Origin of the sequence: Streptomyces sp. NPDC090994 (assembly GCF_044768905.1) — a bacterium.
Classification (GTDB): Bacteria; Actinomycetota; Actinomycetes; order Streptomycetales; family Streptomycetaceae; genus Streptomyces.
Window position 1 is genome coordinate 39,885 of sequence record NZ_JBIVWS010000018.1, and the last position, 16,635, is coordinate 56,519.

General features: G+C 75.3%; 13 protein-coding genes and 1 pseudogene. 8 read left to right on the plus strand and 6 right to left on the minus strand.

Going from position 1 to position 16,635, the window contains the following annotated elements; translation table 11 throughout:
- Positions 1-91: 91 nt before the first annotated feature.
- The 3 genes and pseudogenes from rsgA to ACIQR3_RS28915 all read left to right on the plus strand — a co-directional run.
- Entirely contained in the window at positions 92-1,198 is a 1,107-nt protein-coding gene (gene rsgA, locus ACIQR3_RS28905; protein ID WP_403543577.1) for a ribosome small subunit-dependent GTPase A, read from the plus strand.
- A 68-nt stretch (positions 1,199-1,266) separates the two neighbouring features.
- Positions 1,267-2,652: a bifunctional transcriptional activator/DNA repair enzyme AdaA gene (locus ACIQR3_RS28910; RefSeq protein WP_403543578.1), complete on the plus strand. Its 1,386-nt coding sequence runs from the start codon at positions 1,267-1,269 to the stop codon at positions 2,650-2,652.
- An 8-nt stretch (positions 2,653-2,660) separates the two neighbouring features.
- A pseudogene (locus ACIQR3_RS28915) lies at positions 2,661-3,152 on the plus strand (methylated-DNA--[protein]-cysteine S-methyltransferase); the annotation flags it as partial.
- 26 nt (positions 3,153-3,178) lie between these two features.
- Here ACIQR3_RS28915 and ACIQR3_RS28920 read toward each other — a convergent pair.
- A complete protein-coding gene (locus ACIQR3_RS28920) occupies positions 3,179-3,661 on the minus strand; it encodes a DUF456 domain-containing protein (protein WP_403543579.1) in 483 nt (160 codons plus the stop codon).
- Between the two features lie 47 nt (positions 3,662-3,708).
- The gene (locus ACIQR3_RS28925; RefSeq protein WP_403543580.1) at positions 3,709-4,692 is read right to left on the minus strand and encodes a helix-turn-helix domain-containing protein; all 984 of its coding nucleotides are present in this window, start codon (positions 4,690-4,692) and stop codon (positions 3,709-3,711) included.
- Positions 4,693-5,050: 358 nt separating this feature from the next.
- On the opposite strand from ACIQR3_RS28925, the gene ACIQR3_RS28930 reads away from it, so the two are divergent.
- From ACIQR3_RS28930 to ACIQR3_RS28940, 3 genes are all read left to right on the plus strand, one after another.
- Complete coding sequence (locus tag ACIQR3_RS28930) at positions 5,051-6,811, plus strand: protein phosphatase 2C domain-containing protein (RefSeq protein ID WP_403543581.1); 1,761 nt, start codon at positions 5,051-5,053, stop codon at positions 6,809-6,811.
- Positions 6,812-6,839: 28 nt separating this feature from the next.
- On the plus strand, positions 6,840-8,585 hold the full coding sequence (locus ACIQR3_RS28935) for a pyruvate dehydrogenase (RefSeq protein ID WP_403543582.1): 1,746 nt from the start codon (positions 6,840-6,842) through the stop codon (positions 8,583-8,585).
- Positions 8,586-8,923: 338 nt separating this feature from the next.
- Entirely contained in the window at positions 8,924-9,316 is a 393-nt protein-coding gene (locus tag ACIQR3_RS28940) for an ATP-binding protein (protein WP_403543652.1), read from the plus strand.
- A gap of 83 nt (positions 9,317-9,399) precedes the next feature.
- On the opposite strand, the gene ACIQR3_RS28945 is transcribed toward ACIQR3_RS28940, so the two are convergent.
- Complete coding sequence (locus ACIQR3_RS28945; protein ID WP_215170333.1) at positions 9,400-10,446, minus strand: DUF2637 domain-containing protein; 1,047 nt, start codon at positions 10,444-10,446, stop codon at positions 9,400-9,402.
- A gap of 328 nt (positions 10,447-10,774) precedes the next feature.
- Positions 10,775-11,620 (minus strand): (2Fe-2S)-binding protein, encoded by an 846-nt coding sequence (locus tag ACIQR3_RS28950; RefSeq protein ID WP_403543583.1) that lies wholly within the window; start codon positions 11,618-11,620, stop codon positions 10,775-10,777.
- Between the two features lie 177 nt (positions 11,621-11,797).
- On the opposite strand from ACIQR3_RS28950, the gene ACIQR3_RS28955 reads away from it, so the two are divergent.
- Together ACIQR3_RS28955 and ACIQR3_RS28960 are read left to right on the plus strand one after the other, a co-directional pair.
- Complete coding sequence (locus ACIQR3_RS28955; protein ID WP_403543653.1) at positions 11,798-12,598, plus strand: GntR family transcriptional regulator; 801 nt, start codon at positions 11,798-11,800, stop codon at positions 12,596-12,598.
- 277 nt (positions 12,599-12,875) lie between these two features.
- Positions 12,876-13,616, plus strand: a complete 741-nt coding sequence (locus tag ACIQR3_RS28960) for a hypothetical protein (protein ID WP_403543584.1) — start codon at positions 12,876-12,878, stop codon at positions 13,614-13,616.
- A 105-nt stretch (positions 13,617-13,721) separates the two neighbouring features.
- On the opposite strand, the gene ACIQR3_RS28965 is transcribed toward ACIQR3_RS28960, so the two are convergent.
- Together ACIQR3_RS28965 and ACIQR3_RS28970 are read right to left on the minus strand one after the other, a co-directional pair.
- On the minus strand, positions 13,722-14,504 hold the full coding sequence (locus ACIQR3_RS28965; protein WP_403543585.1) for a hypothetical protein: 783 nt from the start codon (positions 14,502-14,504) through the stop codon (positions 13,722-13,724).
- A gap of 136 nt (positions 14,505-14,640) precedes the next feature.
- Positions 14,641-16,332 carry a PucR family transcriptional regulator gene (locus ACIQR3_RS28970; protein WP_403543586.1) on the minus strand — a complete coding sequence of 564 codons (1,692 nt, stop codon included), beginning with the start codon at positions 16,330-16,332 and terminating at the stop codon, positions 14,641-14,643.
- Positions 16,333-16,635: the final 303 nt, after the last annotated feature.

Sequence of the window (16,635 nt, forward strand, 5' to 3'; positions counted from 1 at the left end):
CAAGTCCACCTCCGTGGCCGCCGGCTGACCTCACTCCTTCCTCCGTGCCCGTGGGCGCGGTGCCGGGGCCACCCTTGTGAAGGGTCACCCCTTGTCTCTCTCCTCTTCTTTCGGTTCTTCCTCGCATCCGCTCCAGCCGTACGGCTGGGACGCGGGCTGGGAGGCCGAGTTCGCCCCGTACGCCGAGCTGGGTCTCGTACCCGGTCGCGTCGTCCGGGTCGACCGCGGTCTCTGCGACGTCGTCACACCGGCCGGCCCGGTCCGTGCCGACACCGAGTTCGTCGTCCCCCGTGACCCGATGAAGGTGGTGTGCACGGGCGACTGGGCCGCCGTCGATCCTGACGGCAGCGACCCGCTGTACGTGCGCACCCTGCTGCCCCGCCGTACCGCCTTCGTGCGGTCCACCTCCTCCAAGCGTTCCGAGGGGCAGATTCTCGCGGCCAACGTCGACCACGCCGTCGTCGCGGTGTCGCTCGCCGCCGAACTGGACCTCGCCCGCGTCGAACGGTTCCTCGCGCTGGCCTGGGAGTCCGGCGCGCAGCCCGTCGTCGTGCTCACCAAGGCCGACCTCGTGCCCGACCCGGTGACGCTGGCGCACCTCGTGCGGGACGTCGAGACCAGCGCGCCCGGCGTGCCGGTGCTGGCGGTCAGCGCCGCGCTGGGGGAGGGGCTGGACGTCCTCGGGGCCGTCGTCTCCGGAGGCACCGCCGTGCTGCTCGGGCAGTCCGGCGCGGGCAAGTCCACCCTCGCCAACGCGCTGCTCGGCGACGACGTCATGGACGTACAGGCGACCCGTGACGTCGACGGCAAGGGGCGGCACACCACCACCACCCGCAACCTGCTCGTCCTGCCCGGCGGGGGCGTGCTGATCGACACGCCCGGGCTGCGCGGGGTCGGGCTGTGGGACGCCGGGCACGGGGTGGGGCAGGTGTTCGCCGAGATCGCGGAGCTGGCCGAGGAGTGCCGGTTCCACGACTGCGCCCACGAGAGCGAGCCCGGGTGCGCGGTGCTGGCCGCCGTCGACAGCGGTGAGCTGCCCGAACGGCGGCTGGAGAGCTACCGCAAGCTGCTGCGGGAGAACCAGCGGATCGTCGCCAAGACCGACGCCCGGGTCCGGGCCGAGCTGCGGAAGGAGTGGAAGCGGCGGGGCGCGTTGGGGCGGGCGGCCATGGAGGCCAAGCAGGGGCGCCTGCGCTAGCCGGTAGCCCGCACGCCGTGTCCGATTTCCGCCAGCCCGAGGGGGCGGGGTGGCGGAGACTGGACGGTGTGGAAGGTGACGACGACAGCAGGTACGAGACCGTGCGGAGCCGGGACGGCCGGTTCGACGGGGTGTTCTTCTTCGCCGTCGAGACGACCGGTGTGTACTGCCGGCCGAGCTGCCCGGCCCGTACGCCGCACCGCCGCAACACGCGGTTCTTCGCGACGGCCGCCGCCGCGCAGGGCGCCGGGTTCCGGGCCTGCCGGCGGTGCCGGCCGGACGCCGTGCCGGGCTCGGCGGAGTGGGACGTGCGCGCCGACGTCGTGGGCCGGGCCGTGCGGCTGATCGGGGACGGGGTCGTGGACCGGGAGGGGGTGGGCGGGCTGGCCGCCCGGCTCGGGTACAGCGCCCGGCAGGTGCAGCGGCAGCTCACCGCCGAACTGGGCGCCGGGCCGGTCGCCCTGGCCCGCGCCCAGCGGGCGCACACCGCGCGCGTGCTGCTCCAGACCACCGGCCTGCCGGTCACCGAGATCGCGTTCGCGGCGGGTTTCAGCAGCGTGCGGCAGTTCAACGACACCATCAGGAGCGTGTACGCCGACACCCCGAGCGGGCTGCGCGCCGCCGCCCCGGCCAGGGACCGGGCGGCCCCCGGCGGCGGCATACCGCTGCGGCTCGCCCACCGCGGGCCCTACCCGGCCGGGCCCGTCTTCGACCTGCTCCAGCGGGAGGCCCTGGCGGGAGTGGAGGAGGTCAGCGGGCCGCCGGGCCGCCGCGTCTACCGGCGTACGCTCCGGCTGCCCTACGGCACCGGCGTCGTCGCCGTCGACGAGCGGACGGGCGGGCCGAGCCGTTCCGGACAGGGCTCCGGCGGCTGGCTCGACGCGCGGCTGCTCCTCACCGACCCGCGCGACCTGACCACCGCCGTACGGCGGCTGCGGCGGCTGTTCGACCTGGACGCCGACCCGTACGCCGTCGACGAACGGCTCGGCGCCGACCCCCGCCTCGCCCCGCTGGTCGCCGCCCGCCCCGGGCTGCGCTCACCGGGCACCGCCGATCCGGAGGAACTGGCGGTACGGCTGCTGACCGGCCGGGCCGGCGCCGAACGGCTCGTCGCGCGGTACGGCAAGCGGCTCGACGCGCCCAGCGGCGGCCTCACCCACCTCTTCCCCGAACCGGCGGCGATCGCCGAGGCCGAGCCGCACGGCACCCTCGGCGCGCTCACCGCCGCCCTCGCCGACGGCGCCGTACGCCTCGACCCGGGCGCCGACCGGGACGAGGCCGAGGCCGCCCTGCTCGCCCTGCCCGGCATGGACCCGGCGACCGTCACCGCCGTCCGCACCCGCGCCCTCGGCGACCCGGACGCGGCCCCGCCCGGCGCCGGCGTCCCCGACACCTGGCGCCCCTGGCGCTCGTACGCCCTGAACCACCTGCGCACAGCGGGGGAGTTGGAGTGAACATGCACATGGACACGCGTACCTACTGGACCGAGGCCGCGAGCCCCGTCGGGCCGCTGCTGCTCACCGCCGCCGCGGACGGGGCGCTGACCTCGCTGTCCGTGCCCGGGCAGAAGGGCGGGCGGACCGTCCGGGACGGCGACGACTGGCGGGCCGACCCCGGACCCTTCCGGGAGGCCGTGGCGCAACTGGACGCCTACTTCGCCGGGGAGCTGACCGCGTTCCGGCTGCCGCTGCGCGCCGAGGGCACCGCCTTCCGGACGAAGGTGTGGGACGCCCTCGACGCGGTGCCCTACGGCACCACCACGACGTACGGCGCGATCGCCGCCCGCGTCGGCGCCTCCCGCGCCGCCGTACGGGCCGTGGGCGGCGCGATCGGCGCCAACCCGCTGCTGATCCTGCGCCCCTGCCACCGGGTGATCGGCGCCGACGGCTCGCTGACCGGGTACGCCGGCGGACTGGAGCGCAAGACGCGGCTGCTGGCCCTGGAGGGGGTCCTGGAAGGGGAAGGGGTCCTGGGCGCGGGTCAGCCGGCGAACACCGCGCCCAGCCACGCCCCTGCGATCAGCAGGCAGGCGAACAGCTCCGTCAGCACGCTCCAGCCGCCCGAGCCCATCGCCGACCGCACGGCCGCGACCGCCTCGCCGTGACGGCCAAGGCGCAGCCGTTCGGCCAGGTAGACGCCGCCGAGGAAGCCGGGGACGGCGCCCACCACGGGAAGCAGGACGAAACCGAGGAGAGCGCCGCCGCCCGCGTACACCGTCAGCCGGCCCTCGGCGTCCCCGGCCCGGCGCCGCCGCGCCGGCAGCGCCCAGCGCACCGCCAGGGACAGCAGCAGCACGACCGTGGCGCCGACCAGGACTGCCCAGGCCAGCGGCCGCGGGTCCTTCAGCGCCCACCACAGGACCGCCGCCCACACCAGCCAGGACCCGGGCACGCCGGGCAGCAGGACGCCGCACAGTCCGAGCAGGACGACCAGGCCCACCAGCAGGAGGTCCACCACTCCCATCTGACCAGGGTGCGCCCGACATCGGCCGTCCGCGAAACGACAGCCCCCTAACGGTCCCGGGTCACCCAGCCCCGTTCGTAGGCGTGCCAGCCCAGTTGCAGCCGGGTGGTCACCCCGGTCAGCTCCATCAGCCGCTTCACCCGGCGCTGTACGGTCCGCAGCCCCAGGTCGAGCTGTTTGGCGACGCTCGCGTCGGTCAGCCCGGCCAGCAGCAGGGAGAGTATCTCCAGGTCGGTGGCGTCGGGGCCGCCGGGGGAGTCCTCGGTCACGCCGCGGGCGCCGAGCCGCAGCGGCAGGGCGTCCCGCCACACCGACTCGAACAGACCGGTGAGCAGCTCCAGCAGACCGCTGGCATGCACCACCAGCGCGGCGGGCTCGGCGGACCGGGCCGTGAGCGGTACGAGGGCCAGGGCGCCGTCGGCGATCACCAGCTTGGTCGGCACCCGGTCCACCACCCGCACCTCCTCCCCGCGGCCGAGCGCCGCGGTCAGCTCGGTGATGCCGTCCGGCCGGTCCAGTACCGCCCGCTCCACCACGGCCCGGTAGCGCACGCCCCGCGCTGCGGCCTCCTCCTCCGCGTGGTTCTCCATGCCGGTGACGGCGACCGGGGTGCCGGTGACCAGCGCGCACACCTCGCCGGTCGCGCCCAGCTGGAGCTGGAGGAAGCGCCGGGTGACCGCCGCCGCGCCGGTCACCACCTCGACCAGGTCGTGCACCGCGGGCTCGCCGGCCGCCGCCCGGTACTCCTCGGCCAGCAGCGCGGCGGCCAGTTCCGCCTTCTCCAGTTCGTGCCGGTGCTGGGTGAGCAGGGCGCCCAGCGCCACGCCCGGCGGCGCCGCGACCCAGCGGCCCGGCCGCGCGGGGGACTGGGCCGCCAGACCGTTCTGTTCCAGCCGCCGCAGCGCCCGCTCGGTGTCCTGCTCGCCGAGCGCCAGCCGCCGGGCGAGATCCGGCACATCGGCGGCGCCCACGGACACCAGGGCCCGGTACGCCGACTCCTGGGCCTCCTCCAGCCCCAGCACTCCCAGCATCGAACGCCGTCCCTCCCCTTGATCCCGGCAGCCGCCGGCCTCCGGACCGCCCCTCCGTGGCGGGAAACGGCCACGGCGCAAACCCGCCTCGGAACATCATCGCGGTACCGGCGGCCCCTCTGCCAAGGTGACGTCACCGAGGCGCCCGACGGCGCCCGGCACCGGCGGCCGTCGTGCCGCCGTACCGTGATCCGGGCCCTGACATGCGCCGACGCGCACGGGGGAGGCGGGGCCCGGGTCGCCTCGCTGTCGCCGGGCGGTTCTCCCGTGGGGGGTGGGACCGCCCGGCGGCCGCCACCGCGCCGGTTTTTCCGGATGCGCCGTTTTCAACCGGCCCGCGCGGTGGACAATTGGGGGCATGAGTCAGCAGGGGGGAAGTCCCACCGGCCGGGAGGACGACTGGTGGGGGGAGCTGTACGACGACTCCAGCGACGACACCGGGGGCGCGGGCGCGGCCGACTCCCTCGACGACCGGTTCGCCTCCGCGGCGGGAGCGCTGGGCGACCGTCCCGGCCGGCGGTCACCTTTCCCGGCCGTGCCGGGGCCACGGCGGGGGGAAGGGGCGGGGTCTCCTCCCGATGCGTGGCCCGACGGGGCTTCGCCGGGTACGGAACCTGACCTGCCTCCACCGGGTACGGAATCCGGGCCGGGGCCGGGGCCGCGCGGTACGGGGGCGGCGCACCGTACGGGAGCGCCGGCCCGCGCTCCCTGGGAGCCGCCGCCGGGGGTGCCCACCGGGCCCGTGACCTTCCCGCCCGACCCCGGGAGCGCGCCGCCCCCTCCCCGGCCGACCGCACCCCCGACTCCGACTCCGTCCCCATCGCCGTCTCCGCCCCCGACTCCGGCTCCGTCCCCATCGCCGTCTCCGCTCCCGCCCCCGTCCCCATCACCACCTCCACCCCCGACTCCGACTCCGTCCCCGGCTCCGCCCTCACCTCCACCCCCACCCCCCACGGCACCCCCGCTCCCACTCCCCGCGAACTGGCCCCCGGCCCCCCGCGACGACACGCCCCCCGCGGCCATCGACCCCCGAGCCGCGACGGACGGGGTGCCCCCGACTCCCGCGGGCCCGGCGTCCGGCCAGACCGGCCGGCTCCGTCGGCCCGGTCGCCCCCGGCGGCCCGACCGCCCCTCCGCAGGGGAAGCGGAGTACGTGGGTGCGGGCCCGCCCACCTACGACCCCGAGCCCGCCGCCCTGCCGCCCGCCGACCCGGACGCCCTCGGCGACCTGGTCGCCGACACCGTGCTGGACGGCGCCCGGTACGGGTCCTGCACGCTGCGGGCGCTGTCCGTGCGCGGGGACTCCGCGCGCTACCGGGGGGACCCGCGCCGCGACGCGCTGCTCACCGCCCGCTTCGGGACGGGCGACGACGCCCTGGTCCTGGTCGCGATGGCCACCGGTGCCCGCGCCGCGACCGGCGCCCACCGCGCCGCCGCCGAGCTGTGCCGCTGGATCGGCCGGGCCGTGGGCCGCAGCCACGTCCGGCTGGCCGAGGACCTGCGCGCCGCCCGCCGCGGTGAGCTGAAGTCCGGCCTGCGCCGCCTCACCGACCGCAGCCTGGGCCGGCTCCGGGCCAGCGCCACCGAGCAGGGCCTGACACCGGAGGAGTACGCGGCCGGGCTGCGCTGTCTGCTGCTGCCCGCCGACCCCGGCTGCCGTACCCGGGTGTTCTTCGGCGTCGGCGCGGGCGGGCTGTTCCGGCTGCGGGACGGGACCTGGCAGGACATAGAGCCCCGGCCCGCCGACCTCGCCGGCGAACCCGTGGTCGGGTTCGGATCGCCGCCCGCCGGGGCGGCCCCCGGGACCCCCGACGGCGACCGGCTCACCATGGACCTGGGCATCACCACGCCGCCGGGCCCGCACGCCGAGCCGGGCGCCGGGCCGTCCCGCCGGCCCTTCCGGTTCCGGGCCTCCGTCGCCCGCCCGGGTGATGTCCTGCTGCTGTGCACCGAGGGCCTGGCCGACCCCCTGCGGGGCGAGGCCGCCCTCCGTGACCACCTCGCCGGACGGTGGTCCGGCCGCACCCCGCCCGGCCTGGCCGGCTTCCTCGCCGACGCCCGCACCCGGGTCAAGGGGTACGCCGACGACCGTACGGCCGCCGCCGTGTGGGAGGCATGAACGGGGCCTTTGTGCCTACATGGACAGCATGGCCAAACAGAAGAACGTCGCCGAACAGTTCGTCGACATCCTCGTCCGCGCCGGAGTGGAACGCCTCTACGGCGTCGTCGGCGACAGCCTCAACCCGGTCGTGGACGCCGTGCGCCGCCACTCCGGCATCGACTGGGTGCACGTACGGCACGAGGAGACCGCCGCCTTCGCGGCCGGCGCCGAGGCGCAGATCACCGGCAAGCTCGCCGCCTGCGCCGGTTCCTGCGGCCCCGGCAACCTGCACCTGATCAACGGCCTGTACGACGCCCACCGCTCCATGGCCCCCGTGCTCGCCCTGGCCTCGCACATCCCCTCCAGCGAGATCGGCCTCGGCTACTTCCAGGAGACCCACCCCGACCACCTCTTCCGCGAGTGCAGCCACTACTGCGAGATGGTCTCCAGCCCGAAGCAGATGCCCCGGCTGCTGGACACCGCCATCCAGAACGCCGTCGGCCGTTCCGGCGTCAGCGTCGTCACCCTGCCCGGCGACGTCGCCGGCGAGCCGGCCCCCGAGGCCGCCGTCGAGACCGCCCTCGTCACCTCCCGGCCCACCGTCCGCCCCGGCGACGAGGTGATCGACCGGCTGGTGAAGCTGATCGACGACGCCGACAAGGTCACCCTCTTCTGCGGCAGCGGCACGGCGGGCGCGCACGCCGAGGTGATGGAGTTCGCCGGGAAGATCAAGAGCCCGGTCGGACACGCCCTGCGCGGCAAGGAATGGATCCAGTACGACAATCCGTACGACGTCGGGATGAGCGGTCTGCTCGGGTACGGCGCCGCCTACGAGGCCACCCACGAGTGCGACCTGCTGATCCTGCTCGGCACGGACTTCCCGTACAACGCCTTCCTGCCCGACGACGTCAGGATCGCCCAGATCGACGTGCGGCCGGAGAACCTGGGCCGCCGCTCCAAGCTGGACCTGGCGGTGTGGGGCGACGCGCGGGAGACCCTGCGGTGTCTGATCCCGCGGGTCAAGGAGAAGAAGAACCGCAAGTTCCTCGACCGCATGCTGAAGAAGCACGCGGACGCCCTGGAGGGCGTGGTCAAGGCGTACACCCGCAAGGTCGACAAGCACGTGCCGATCCACCCGGAGTACGTGGCCGCCGTCCTGGACGAGGTCGCCGACGACGACGCGGTGTTCACCATCGACACCGGGATGTGCAACGTCTGGGGCGCCCGGTACATCTCGCCCAACGGGCGGCGCCGGATCATCGGTTCGTTCTCGCACGGCTCGATGGCCAACGCGCTGCCGATGGCGATCGGGGCCCAGTTCACCGACCGCAAGCGGCAGGTCGTGTCGATGTCCGGCGACGGCGGGTTCTCGATGCTGATGGGCGACTTCCTCACCCTCGTCCAGTACGACCTGCCGGTGAAGGTCGTGCTGTTCGACAACTCCTCGCTGGGAATGGTGGAGTTGGAGATGCTGGTCGCCGGGCTGCCCTCGCACGGCACGGCCAACAAGAACCCCGACTTCGCCGCCGTCGCCGAGGCCTGCGGCGCCTTCGGGGTGCGGGTGGAGAAGCCCAAGGACCTGGCGGGCGCGCTGAAGGCGGCGTTCAAGCACAAGGGCCCGGCCCTCGTCGACGTCGTCACCGACCCCAACGCCCTGTCCATCCCGCCGAAGATCAGCGCCGACATGGTGACCGGGTTCGCGCTGTCCGCCTCCAAGATCGTCCTGGACGGCGGCGTCGGCCGCATGCTCCAGATGGCCCGCTCCAACCTGCGCAACCTGCCGCGTCCATAGGCCGGCGGCTTGCGCGAGCAATGGTGTTCGGCCATTTCCTGGCCGAACACCGGATACGGCCGGTCACCGCGGGGTCCGGATGACTGCCGGGCCCGCCGCTGGGCATGGAACCTCGTGAACGTGTTCGAGCGCGAGGGAAGAGCGGTACCGGAACGCGGGCGGGGGACATGGAGCGGCAGGCGCACAGGGGCGGGCCCGTGGGGGTGGGGACCGGCCCGGTGGACGAAGCGGCGGAAGAGCGGGACGACCGGAAGAACGCCGGGAAGAACGGCGGGAAGAACGGCGGGACGACCCGTGGAGAGAGCGGCGGAGAGACCGGCGAGCAGGCCAGCGACGCGATGGACGGGGCGTCCCGGATCCGGTGCCGGCTCCGGCGGTGCGACCTGGGGGCGGTCCCCGAAGCGCGCCGGGCGCTGCGGGAGCTGCTGCGGCACTGGGGACGGCCGGACCGGTCGGAGGTCGCGCTACTCCTCGCCGGCGAACTGGTCACCAACGCGCTGGTCCACACCGACCGCGACGCCGTCCTGACCGCCACCGTGGGCCCCCGGGCGTTGCGGGTGGAGGTACGGGACTTCGTGTCCCGGTGGCCCCGGCCGCGTGCCGTGGACGCCGGCGACAGCACCAGCGGCCGGGGCCTGCTGCTGGTCCAGTCCCTCGCCGACGCCTGGGGGGTGCGGGCGCACGCCGTGGGGAAGTCCGTGTGGTTCGAACTGGACGCCGGACCCGCCTGAGTCCCGGAGGCCGCGGGAACGCCGAAGGGGCGCGGCCCGCGGGCCACGCCCCTTCCGGCACCGGAGCACCGGCGTTCCGGTGGCTAACCGAACTGCTGCTCGAGGTCCTTGAGCTTGCGCTCCAGGGAGTCCAGCCGCGGCAGCGCCTGGGTGTCGTCCTCCGCGGTGAGGTCCACGGTGACCGGGTCACTCGCGCCGCGTACGGGCTGCAACGAGGGAAGGCGGCGTGCGGGCAGTTGCTCCAAAGGCGCTATGGCAGGCTCCGCGGAGGCTTGATCGGAGCCCCGCTCCACGGCCTGCACCTCGACCTCGACCTGGCGTCCGCCACGGCCGGGGAAGCCGCGGTGGCCCCGGCTGATCGCCTTCAGCTGCGCCCGCTCCAGGCGGCCGTGCTCGCGCTGGCGCCGCTTCTCCTCGTCCTTCTTGCGCTTGTCGTCGCGCACCTCCTCGACCGCCTCGTCCAGGCTGCGCACGCCCTCCAGGAGCATCAGCGACCAGGCGCCGTAGGTCTCCCGGGGAGCGCGCAGCCAGCGGACGATACGGATCTGCGGCAGCGGACGGGGCACCAGGCCCTGCTCACGCAGCGCGGCCCGGCGGGTCTGCTTCAGCGCCCGGTCGAACAGCACCGCCGCCGACAGGGACATGCCCGCGAAGAAGTGCGGGGCGCCCGCGTGGCCCGCGCCCCGGGGGGCGTGCACCCAGTTGAACCAGGCCGCCGCCAGCGCGAACGTCCACACGAGTATGCGGGAGCCGAGCGCCGCGTCACCGTGGCTGGCCTCGCGGACCGCGAGGACGGAGCAGAACATCGCCGCACCGTCGAGGCCGAACGGGACCAGGTACTGCCAGCCGCCGCTCAGCCCGAGGTTCTGCTCGCCGAACCCGACCAGACCGTGGAAGGAGAGCGCCGCCGCGACCGCGGCACAGCAGAAGAGGAGGATGTAGGAGAAGGTGCCGTACAGGGCCTCCTTGCGCCTGCGACGCTCCTCGGCCCGCTCCCACGAGTCGTCCGCGCTCGCGTCCTTCCCCGAGGAGCGCTTGCCGCGCGCGAGCACCGCCACCGCCGCAAGCATGCCCAGGAGCAGTACGGCGCCCGGAAGCAGCCAGTTCAGCGATATGTCGGTCAGTCTCATCTAGGGGTCCCTTGCATTGGGATAGGGCGTAACGCCCGCCATAGTGGCCCAACTCCGCCTGCCCTCAAGGGTTTTCGGGGCAAGAGGCCGCCAAGGGAGTGCGTGGGGACGGTCCGGGGCGGCGTCTGGCTCGAACTGGCGCTGGAGGGGCGAGAGTTGAGTTCGAACAAGAATACCCGCACGGGTGGTTCCGTGGAAACTTCCTGCAACCCATGAGGAAGGTGTGAATGGGCGTGGCGGTACGGGTGTCACCCGCGCGGATGATCTTAAGGGACGGCCGGTGCGCTCTCGTCCCACGGGGTGCCCGCCGGGCCCGGCGGGGGCGCCGTCAGCCCGCTTCGGCGAGGAGTCTGCCGACGCGGTCCGCCTCGGGGGTGCGCGGGCAGGCGGCGCAGGTGTCCTCGGGGCGCAGGGTGTAGAACATGCAGCAGCTCGCCCGGTCCCGGGTGGGCAGCGACTCGCCGTTCGGTCCGGTCAGCTCCCGGAACGCCGCCGTGCCGACGTACGGCCGGGTCGCCCCCGGCAGCAGCAGCTCCAGTTCGCGGCGGGCCCGGTCGCGCTCGCCGAGCAGGTGGGCCACGTACCACAGGCCCTCCACGATCTCGTCGGTCGCCATGCCCCACAGGGCCCGGCCGCGCCGGCGCATCCGGGGGCCGAAACCGGCCAGCAGCGGCGTCAGGTGGTCCGCGACCGCGGCGCGCACCTCGGCCCGCAGGGCCTCCTCGTCGGCGACGACGCGGGCGCCGGGCAGTGCGGCGGCCGGATCGCCGGGCAGGCAGGCGAAGCCGTCCGGGCGGACGGCCATGCGGCCCAGCGGCAGTTCCTCGGCGGTGCGGTCGTAGGCGACGTGCGTCACGGGCAGGCGGGGGACCCGGCGGTGCAGGAACCAGGGCACCGTGATCAGCAGACAGGCCGGCCAGGCGTACCGGTGCAGACCGAAGGTCGCGACCACGTCCGGCCGCGCCCGCTGCCCGTAGTCCCGTACCACCTGCGCCTCGTCCCAGGCCAGGAACGCCTCCAGGGCGGCCCCGCCCTCCGCGAGCGCGGCGGCCGTGACCCAGCCCCCGCCCTCGGGCAGCGGCTCCCCGGGGGGCTGCTCCGCGGCGGCGAACGAGGGCAGTACCTCGGACAGGCGGGCATAGGCGTCCGCGACGGACGAACGGGGCACGAGCATGCGGAACCACCGATCCACGTCGGTCGAACGGGCTGTCTACAGGTAAGCCTAACCTTACCCATGATCCTCCGGATTTGAACTGGCGTGATGTACCCCTAGGGTGCTTGACGGACGAGTGACAACCCGCCGTAATGACCTCAAGTACCGACACGTCCCCAGGAGGACCCCGTGGACCCCGTGAGGGAGGGCGCGCAGAGCTCCGCCGAGACGGGGACCCCCGCCGTACGGCCGGCGCCGGCGGCCCGGGTGCCGGGGCCGGCCGCGGTACGCGGTGAGCACACCCACGCCGAGACGCCGCTGCCCCGTCCCCGCCCGCGTCCCCGGCCCCTCGTCCAGCGGTCCTCCGTGCGCGGGCAGGTCCTGGACGCCCTGCGCGCCGCGCTGGCCGCGGGCGAGCTGCGGCCCGGCGAGGTCTACTCGGCGCCCGCGCTCGGCGAGCGGTTCGGGGTGTCGGCCACCCCCGTGCGGGAGGCGATGCAGCAGCTGGCGCAGGAGGGCGCCGTCGAGGTGGTGCCGAACCGGGGTTTCCGGGTCGTCGAGCGGGGCGCCCGCGAACTGGCCGAACTGGCCGAGATCCGCGCGCTGCTAGAGGCCCCGGTCCTGCTGCGGCTGTCCCGCACGGTGCCCGCCGAACGCTGGGCGGAGCTGCGCCCGCTGGCCGAGGCGACCGTCCGGGCCGCCTCCTCGGGCACCCGCGCCGGCTACGCCGAGGCCGACCGCGCCTTCCACCGCGCGGTGCTGGCGCTGGCCGGCAACGAGCAGCTCGTCCGGATCGCCGAGGACCTGCACCGCCGGGCGCAGTGGCCGCCGGCCGGCGGTCCCGCCCCGCGAGGCCGGGCCGACCTGATCGCCGACGCGCACCAGCACACCGCGCTGCTGGACGCGCTGATCGCCGGGGACCGGGACCTGGTCCGGGCCCTGGTGGGGGAGCACTTCGCGACGGAGGGCGGAGCGGGCGGGCTCGGCGGGCCGGTCTGAGGACGTCCTCCGACGGGGTGTCACCGACCGGTGCGACGGCGGTCGTCCGCCCGGTGGGACGGGAGTCCGCCGTGTGCCGTGCACCGCGGTGCGTCCGGTCGTGGATGCCGCGTACCGGGCCGAATGGGGCCCGCGCCCGATGGGCGGGCGGCGCCGGGCCGGTCACGCTGGAGGGTGCGCGGACCGCCGACGCGCGCCGCCCCTGCCCGCCCCGTACCGGCGCCGCTGTCCGGGACCCGCCCCGGTGCCGGCGCGACACCCCCGCGAGGAGGAACCCGTGGCCGGTGACCCCCACCGCCCCCTTGCCCCGAACACGTCGAACACCCCGAACACGTCGAACACCCCGAACACGTCGAACACCCCGAACACCCCGAACACGTCGAACACGTCGAACACGCCGAACACCAGCGGTACTCCGGACATCCCGAGCAGCCCGTACACCTCGCGCCCCCTGAAGAGCCCGTACGTCCCGTTGTGGCGCCGGTGGCGCAACCCGCTGCGGCGCCGTACCGACCGGCTGCGGACCCGGCTGGGTCTCGCCCTGTTCCTCGTCGTGCCGGCGGCCCTCCCCCCGGCCATGACCTGGGCGGCCGACCGCGCCCACCAGCACTTCAGCGCCACCGCCGAGCACCAGGAACGCGTCCGGCACCGCACCACGGCCGTCCTCGTCGACGCCGCCCCGCGTTCCCCGGTGCCCCGCCCGGTCCGGGCCGAGGTCCGCTACGTGGGTTCGGACGGCGGTACGCGGACCGCCCGGACCGCCGTCGAACCGGGGCTGCCCGCGCGGAGCACGGTCCCGGTCTGGGTCACCGCGGACGGGCGGCTCACCGAACCGCCGATGTCCACGGACGAGATCCGCAGCCGCACCGTGGGCTGGGCCCTGGTCGCCGCCCTGGCCGTCGCCGGCACCGGCGCCGCGGTGTACGGCGTCGGGGTGCTGCTGCTCCAGCGGCGCAACCTGGCCGCCTGGGAGACGGAATGGGCCGACACGACCGCACGCCGGCCGACGCCGCCGTGAGGGGCAGCGCCCTTGTGGACGGCCCCGTAAGGGAAACCGCCCCACAAGCCGCTCCGCCGCCCCCACAAGCCGCCCCGCCGCCCCCACGAGCCGCCCCGCCCCGCGTCAAGCCGTGGCCGCCCCCGGCGCCGGTGGGGTCAGTTGCTGGGCCAGCCAGGTCGGGACGCCGCCGAGGAGGCGGAACAGGCGGCGGGCCTCCTCGCGCAGGCGGGACGCCTCCGGTTCCGGTTCCGTCTCCGCCAGGGAGGCGAGCGCCGGGGCCGTGCCGACGAGGTAGCCCAGTTCCTCCCGGATCCGCAGGGACTCGGCGAAACCGTGCCGGGCCTCGGCCAGTTCACCGTCCCGCAGGGCCAGCCCGGCCAGGTGCCGCCAGGTGAACGACAGCAGCAGCGGATCGGCGTGCGCGGTGGCCCCGGCGTGCGCCCGCCGGTAGGCGGCCCGCGCGGCCTGCGGGGAGCCGGTCAGGTTCTCCGCGAGCAGTCCGCGCCGGAAGTCGAGGAGGGCCCGCCCCGGCGCGCCGGGCGCGATCAGTGCCGCCGCCCGGCCCAGCGCCGCCCGCGCCTCGTCGGCCCGGTCCCGCACTCCGTGCAGCGTCGCCGCGTAGGCGAGCTGGCCGCGTTCGCAGGCGGCGGCCCCGCGCTCGTCGTCGCTGTCCGCCAGCGCCTCCGCCGTGCGCAGCGCGTCCTCCGCCTCCGCCCAGCCCTGCTCGGTGTACAGGCACCGCTCCACCAGCAGCGCGGCCCGCTGGAGCGCGGAGGCGGGAGTGGCCGGCTGCAACAGGGCGGCCGCGTCGGCCCAGCAGGCCCGTGAGCGCAGCCGCCACACGGCGGTCCCGAGCGGATCGTCACTGGCGGTGGATCCCGTACCGGACATGGCGGAGTGCGCCACGTTGCCCTCCCTAGCACGCCGTCGAGCCCGAGTGGTGGCCGCATCTCAGCACGGAACGAGGGGCCCGGCCAAGAGGGTGGGTGAAGGATTTCACAAAGTCGTGGGACTCCGGGTCGGCCGGGTTCGGCCCGATTCGTCAGCTCATCCGCAGCGCCAGGAAGAAATCCAGCTTGTCCTCCAGGCGCGACAGGTCACGCCCCGTCAACTGCTCGATCCGCCCGACGCGGTACCGCAGCGTGTTGACGTGCAGGTGCAGCCGGGCCGCGCAGCGCGTCCAGGAACCGTCCGATGCCAGAAACGCCTCCAGCGTCGGGATCAGCTCGGCGCGGTGGCGCCGGTCGTACTCCCGCAGGGGGTCCAGGAGCCGGGCGGTGAAGGCCCGGCGCACGTCGTCGGGGACGAAGGGCAGGAGCAGGACGTGCGAGGCGAGTTCCTGGTGGCCGGCCGCGCAGACCCGGCCGGGCCGCGCCGCCGCCACCCGCCGGGCGTGCCGCGCCTCCTCCAGCGCGCCGCGCAGCCCCTCCGCCGAGTGCACGGCCGCGCTCACCCCGACCGTGACCCGCCCGTCGTCGTCCAGCCCGGCCGTCAGCGGTTCCCGTACGGCGTCGAGGAGCGCCTCGGCGACGACGCCCGGCTCGCCGCCGTCGTGCTCCCGGGCGACCGCCGGCAGCGGTACGAGGGCGACGGCCTCGTCGCCGACGTGCGCGACGGCGATCCGGTCGGAGTGCTCGGGCCCGGGGACACGCGGGTCGACCAGGATCTCCTCCAGCAGCGCCTGGGCGAGCGCGCCGGTGCCGCTCTCCGGCCCGGCCGGGCCCTCCCACTCCACCCGCGCCACGACCACCTGCCAGTGCGGGGCGGTGCCGAGGCCCGGCAGCAGTACCGGCGCCGCGACCCGCAGCCGGGCCGCGATCTCGGCGGGCGCGGCGCCCGACTGGACCAGTTCGAGGATCTCCTGCGCCAGGCGCCGCCGGACCGTGCGGGCGGCCTCCCGGCGGTCCCGTTCGACGGCTATCAGCTGGGTGACGCCGTGCAGCAGGTCGAGCCGCTCCTCCGCCCAGTCCCCGGCGTCCGCCTCGACGGCCAGCAGCCACTCGGACAGCACCGCCTCCCGCGCGTCGGGGGCGTCCTGCGGCGCCCGGCCGGGCCGGGGCCCGCCGCCTACCGGGAAGAGGCTGTACGCGGTCGGGCCGACCTGTACCCGGTGCGGAGCGCGCCGCCCGGCGCGCGTGGCCGCCAGGTGCTCCGCCGCGAGCCGCGCGCGCACCTCACCGGGGAGCGCGGACTCCGCCGTCTTCGCGCCCGCGACCTGCCGTCCGGTCGGCGACAGCACCCAGGCCCGCAGGTCCAGGTCGGTGCCGAGCAGTTCCAGGACGACGTCCGGGCCGCCGCCCGCCGGACCGGAGGTCATCATCCGGCGGTGCCGGTCGACGACGGCCGCGAGGTCCCCGGCGCGCTCCCCGGAGACCTGCCGCACCACGTGCTCGGTGATCGTCGCGAACGCCACCGACTCGTGCACCGCGAACAGCGGCAGCCGGTGCCGGGCGCACGCCACCACCAGGTCCTCCGGCACGCTGCCCAGCTCCGCCTCCCCGGCGGCGAGCGCGGCCACCCCGTTCTGCACCAGGATGTGGACGAACGGGTCGGAGTCCGCGGCGTCGCGCCGCCAGGCCAGCCCGGTCAGGACCAGCTCGCCGCCGGAGAGGTAGCGGCTCGGGTCCCGCAGGTCGGTGGTCATCACGCCGCGCACCGCACGGTCCAGCTCGTGCTCGCCGCCGAGCAGCTTGAGGCCCAGCGCGTCGGTGTCCAGCAGTGCGCGCAGCCGCATTCGAGTCGCCGCCGTTCTCTGTCTCGTGTGTCTCGAAGGGGGTGTTCCAGGTCACGCCGATGGGTCGCGCGTTTCCACAGGGAATCGGGGAGGTTACGGAGGACCTCTGTTCATACGAATCTACAAGATGACCACCCTGGCCAGCTAACTCCTTCATGGTTTCTGCGACTGACACAGGCGGAGCACAGGGCTGTGTACTGGGGCCACTCCACGTGAACAGCGCATGAACGAACCCGGACCGCCGCACCCGGTGTGGCTCGATCCGTACGACCACACGTACGACCCACACGACGAAGAAGAGAG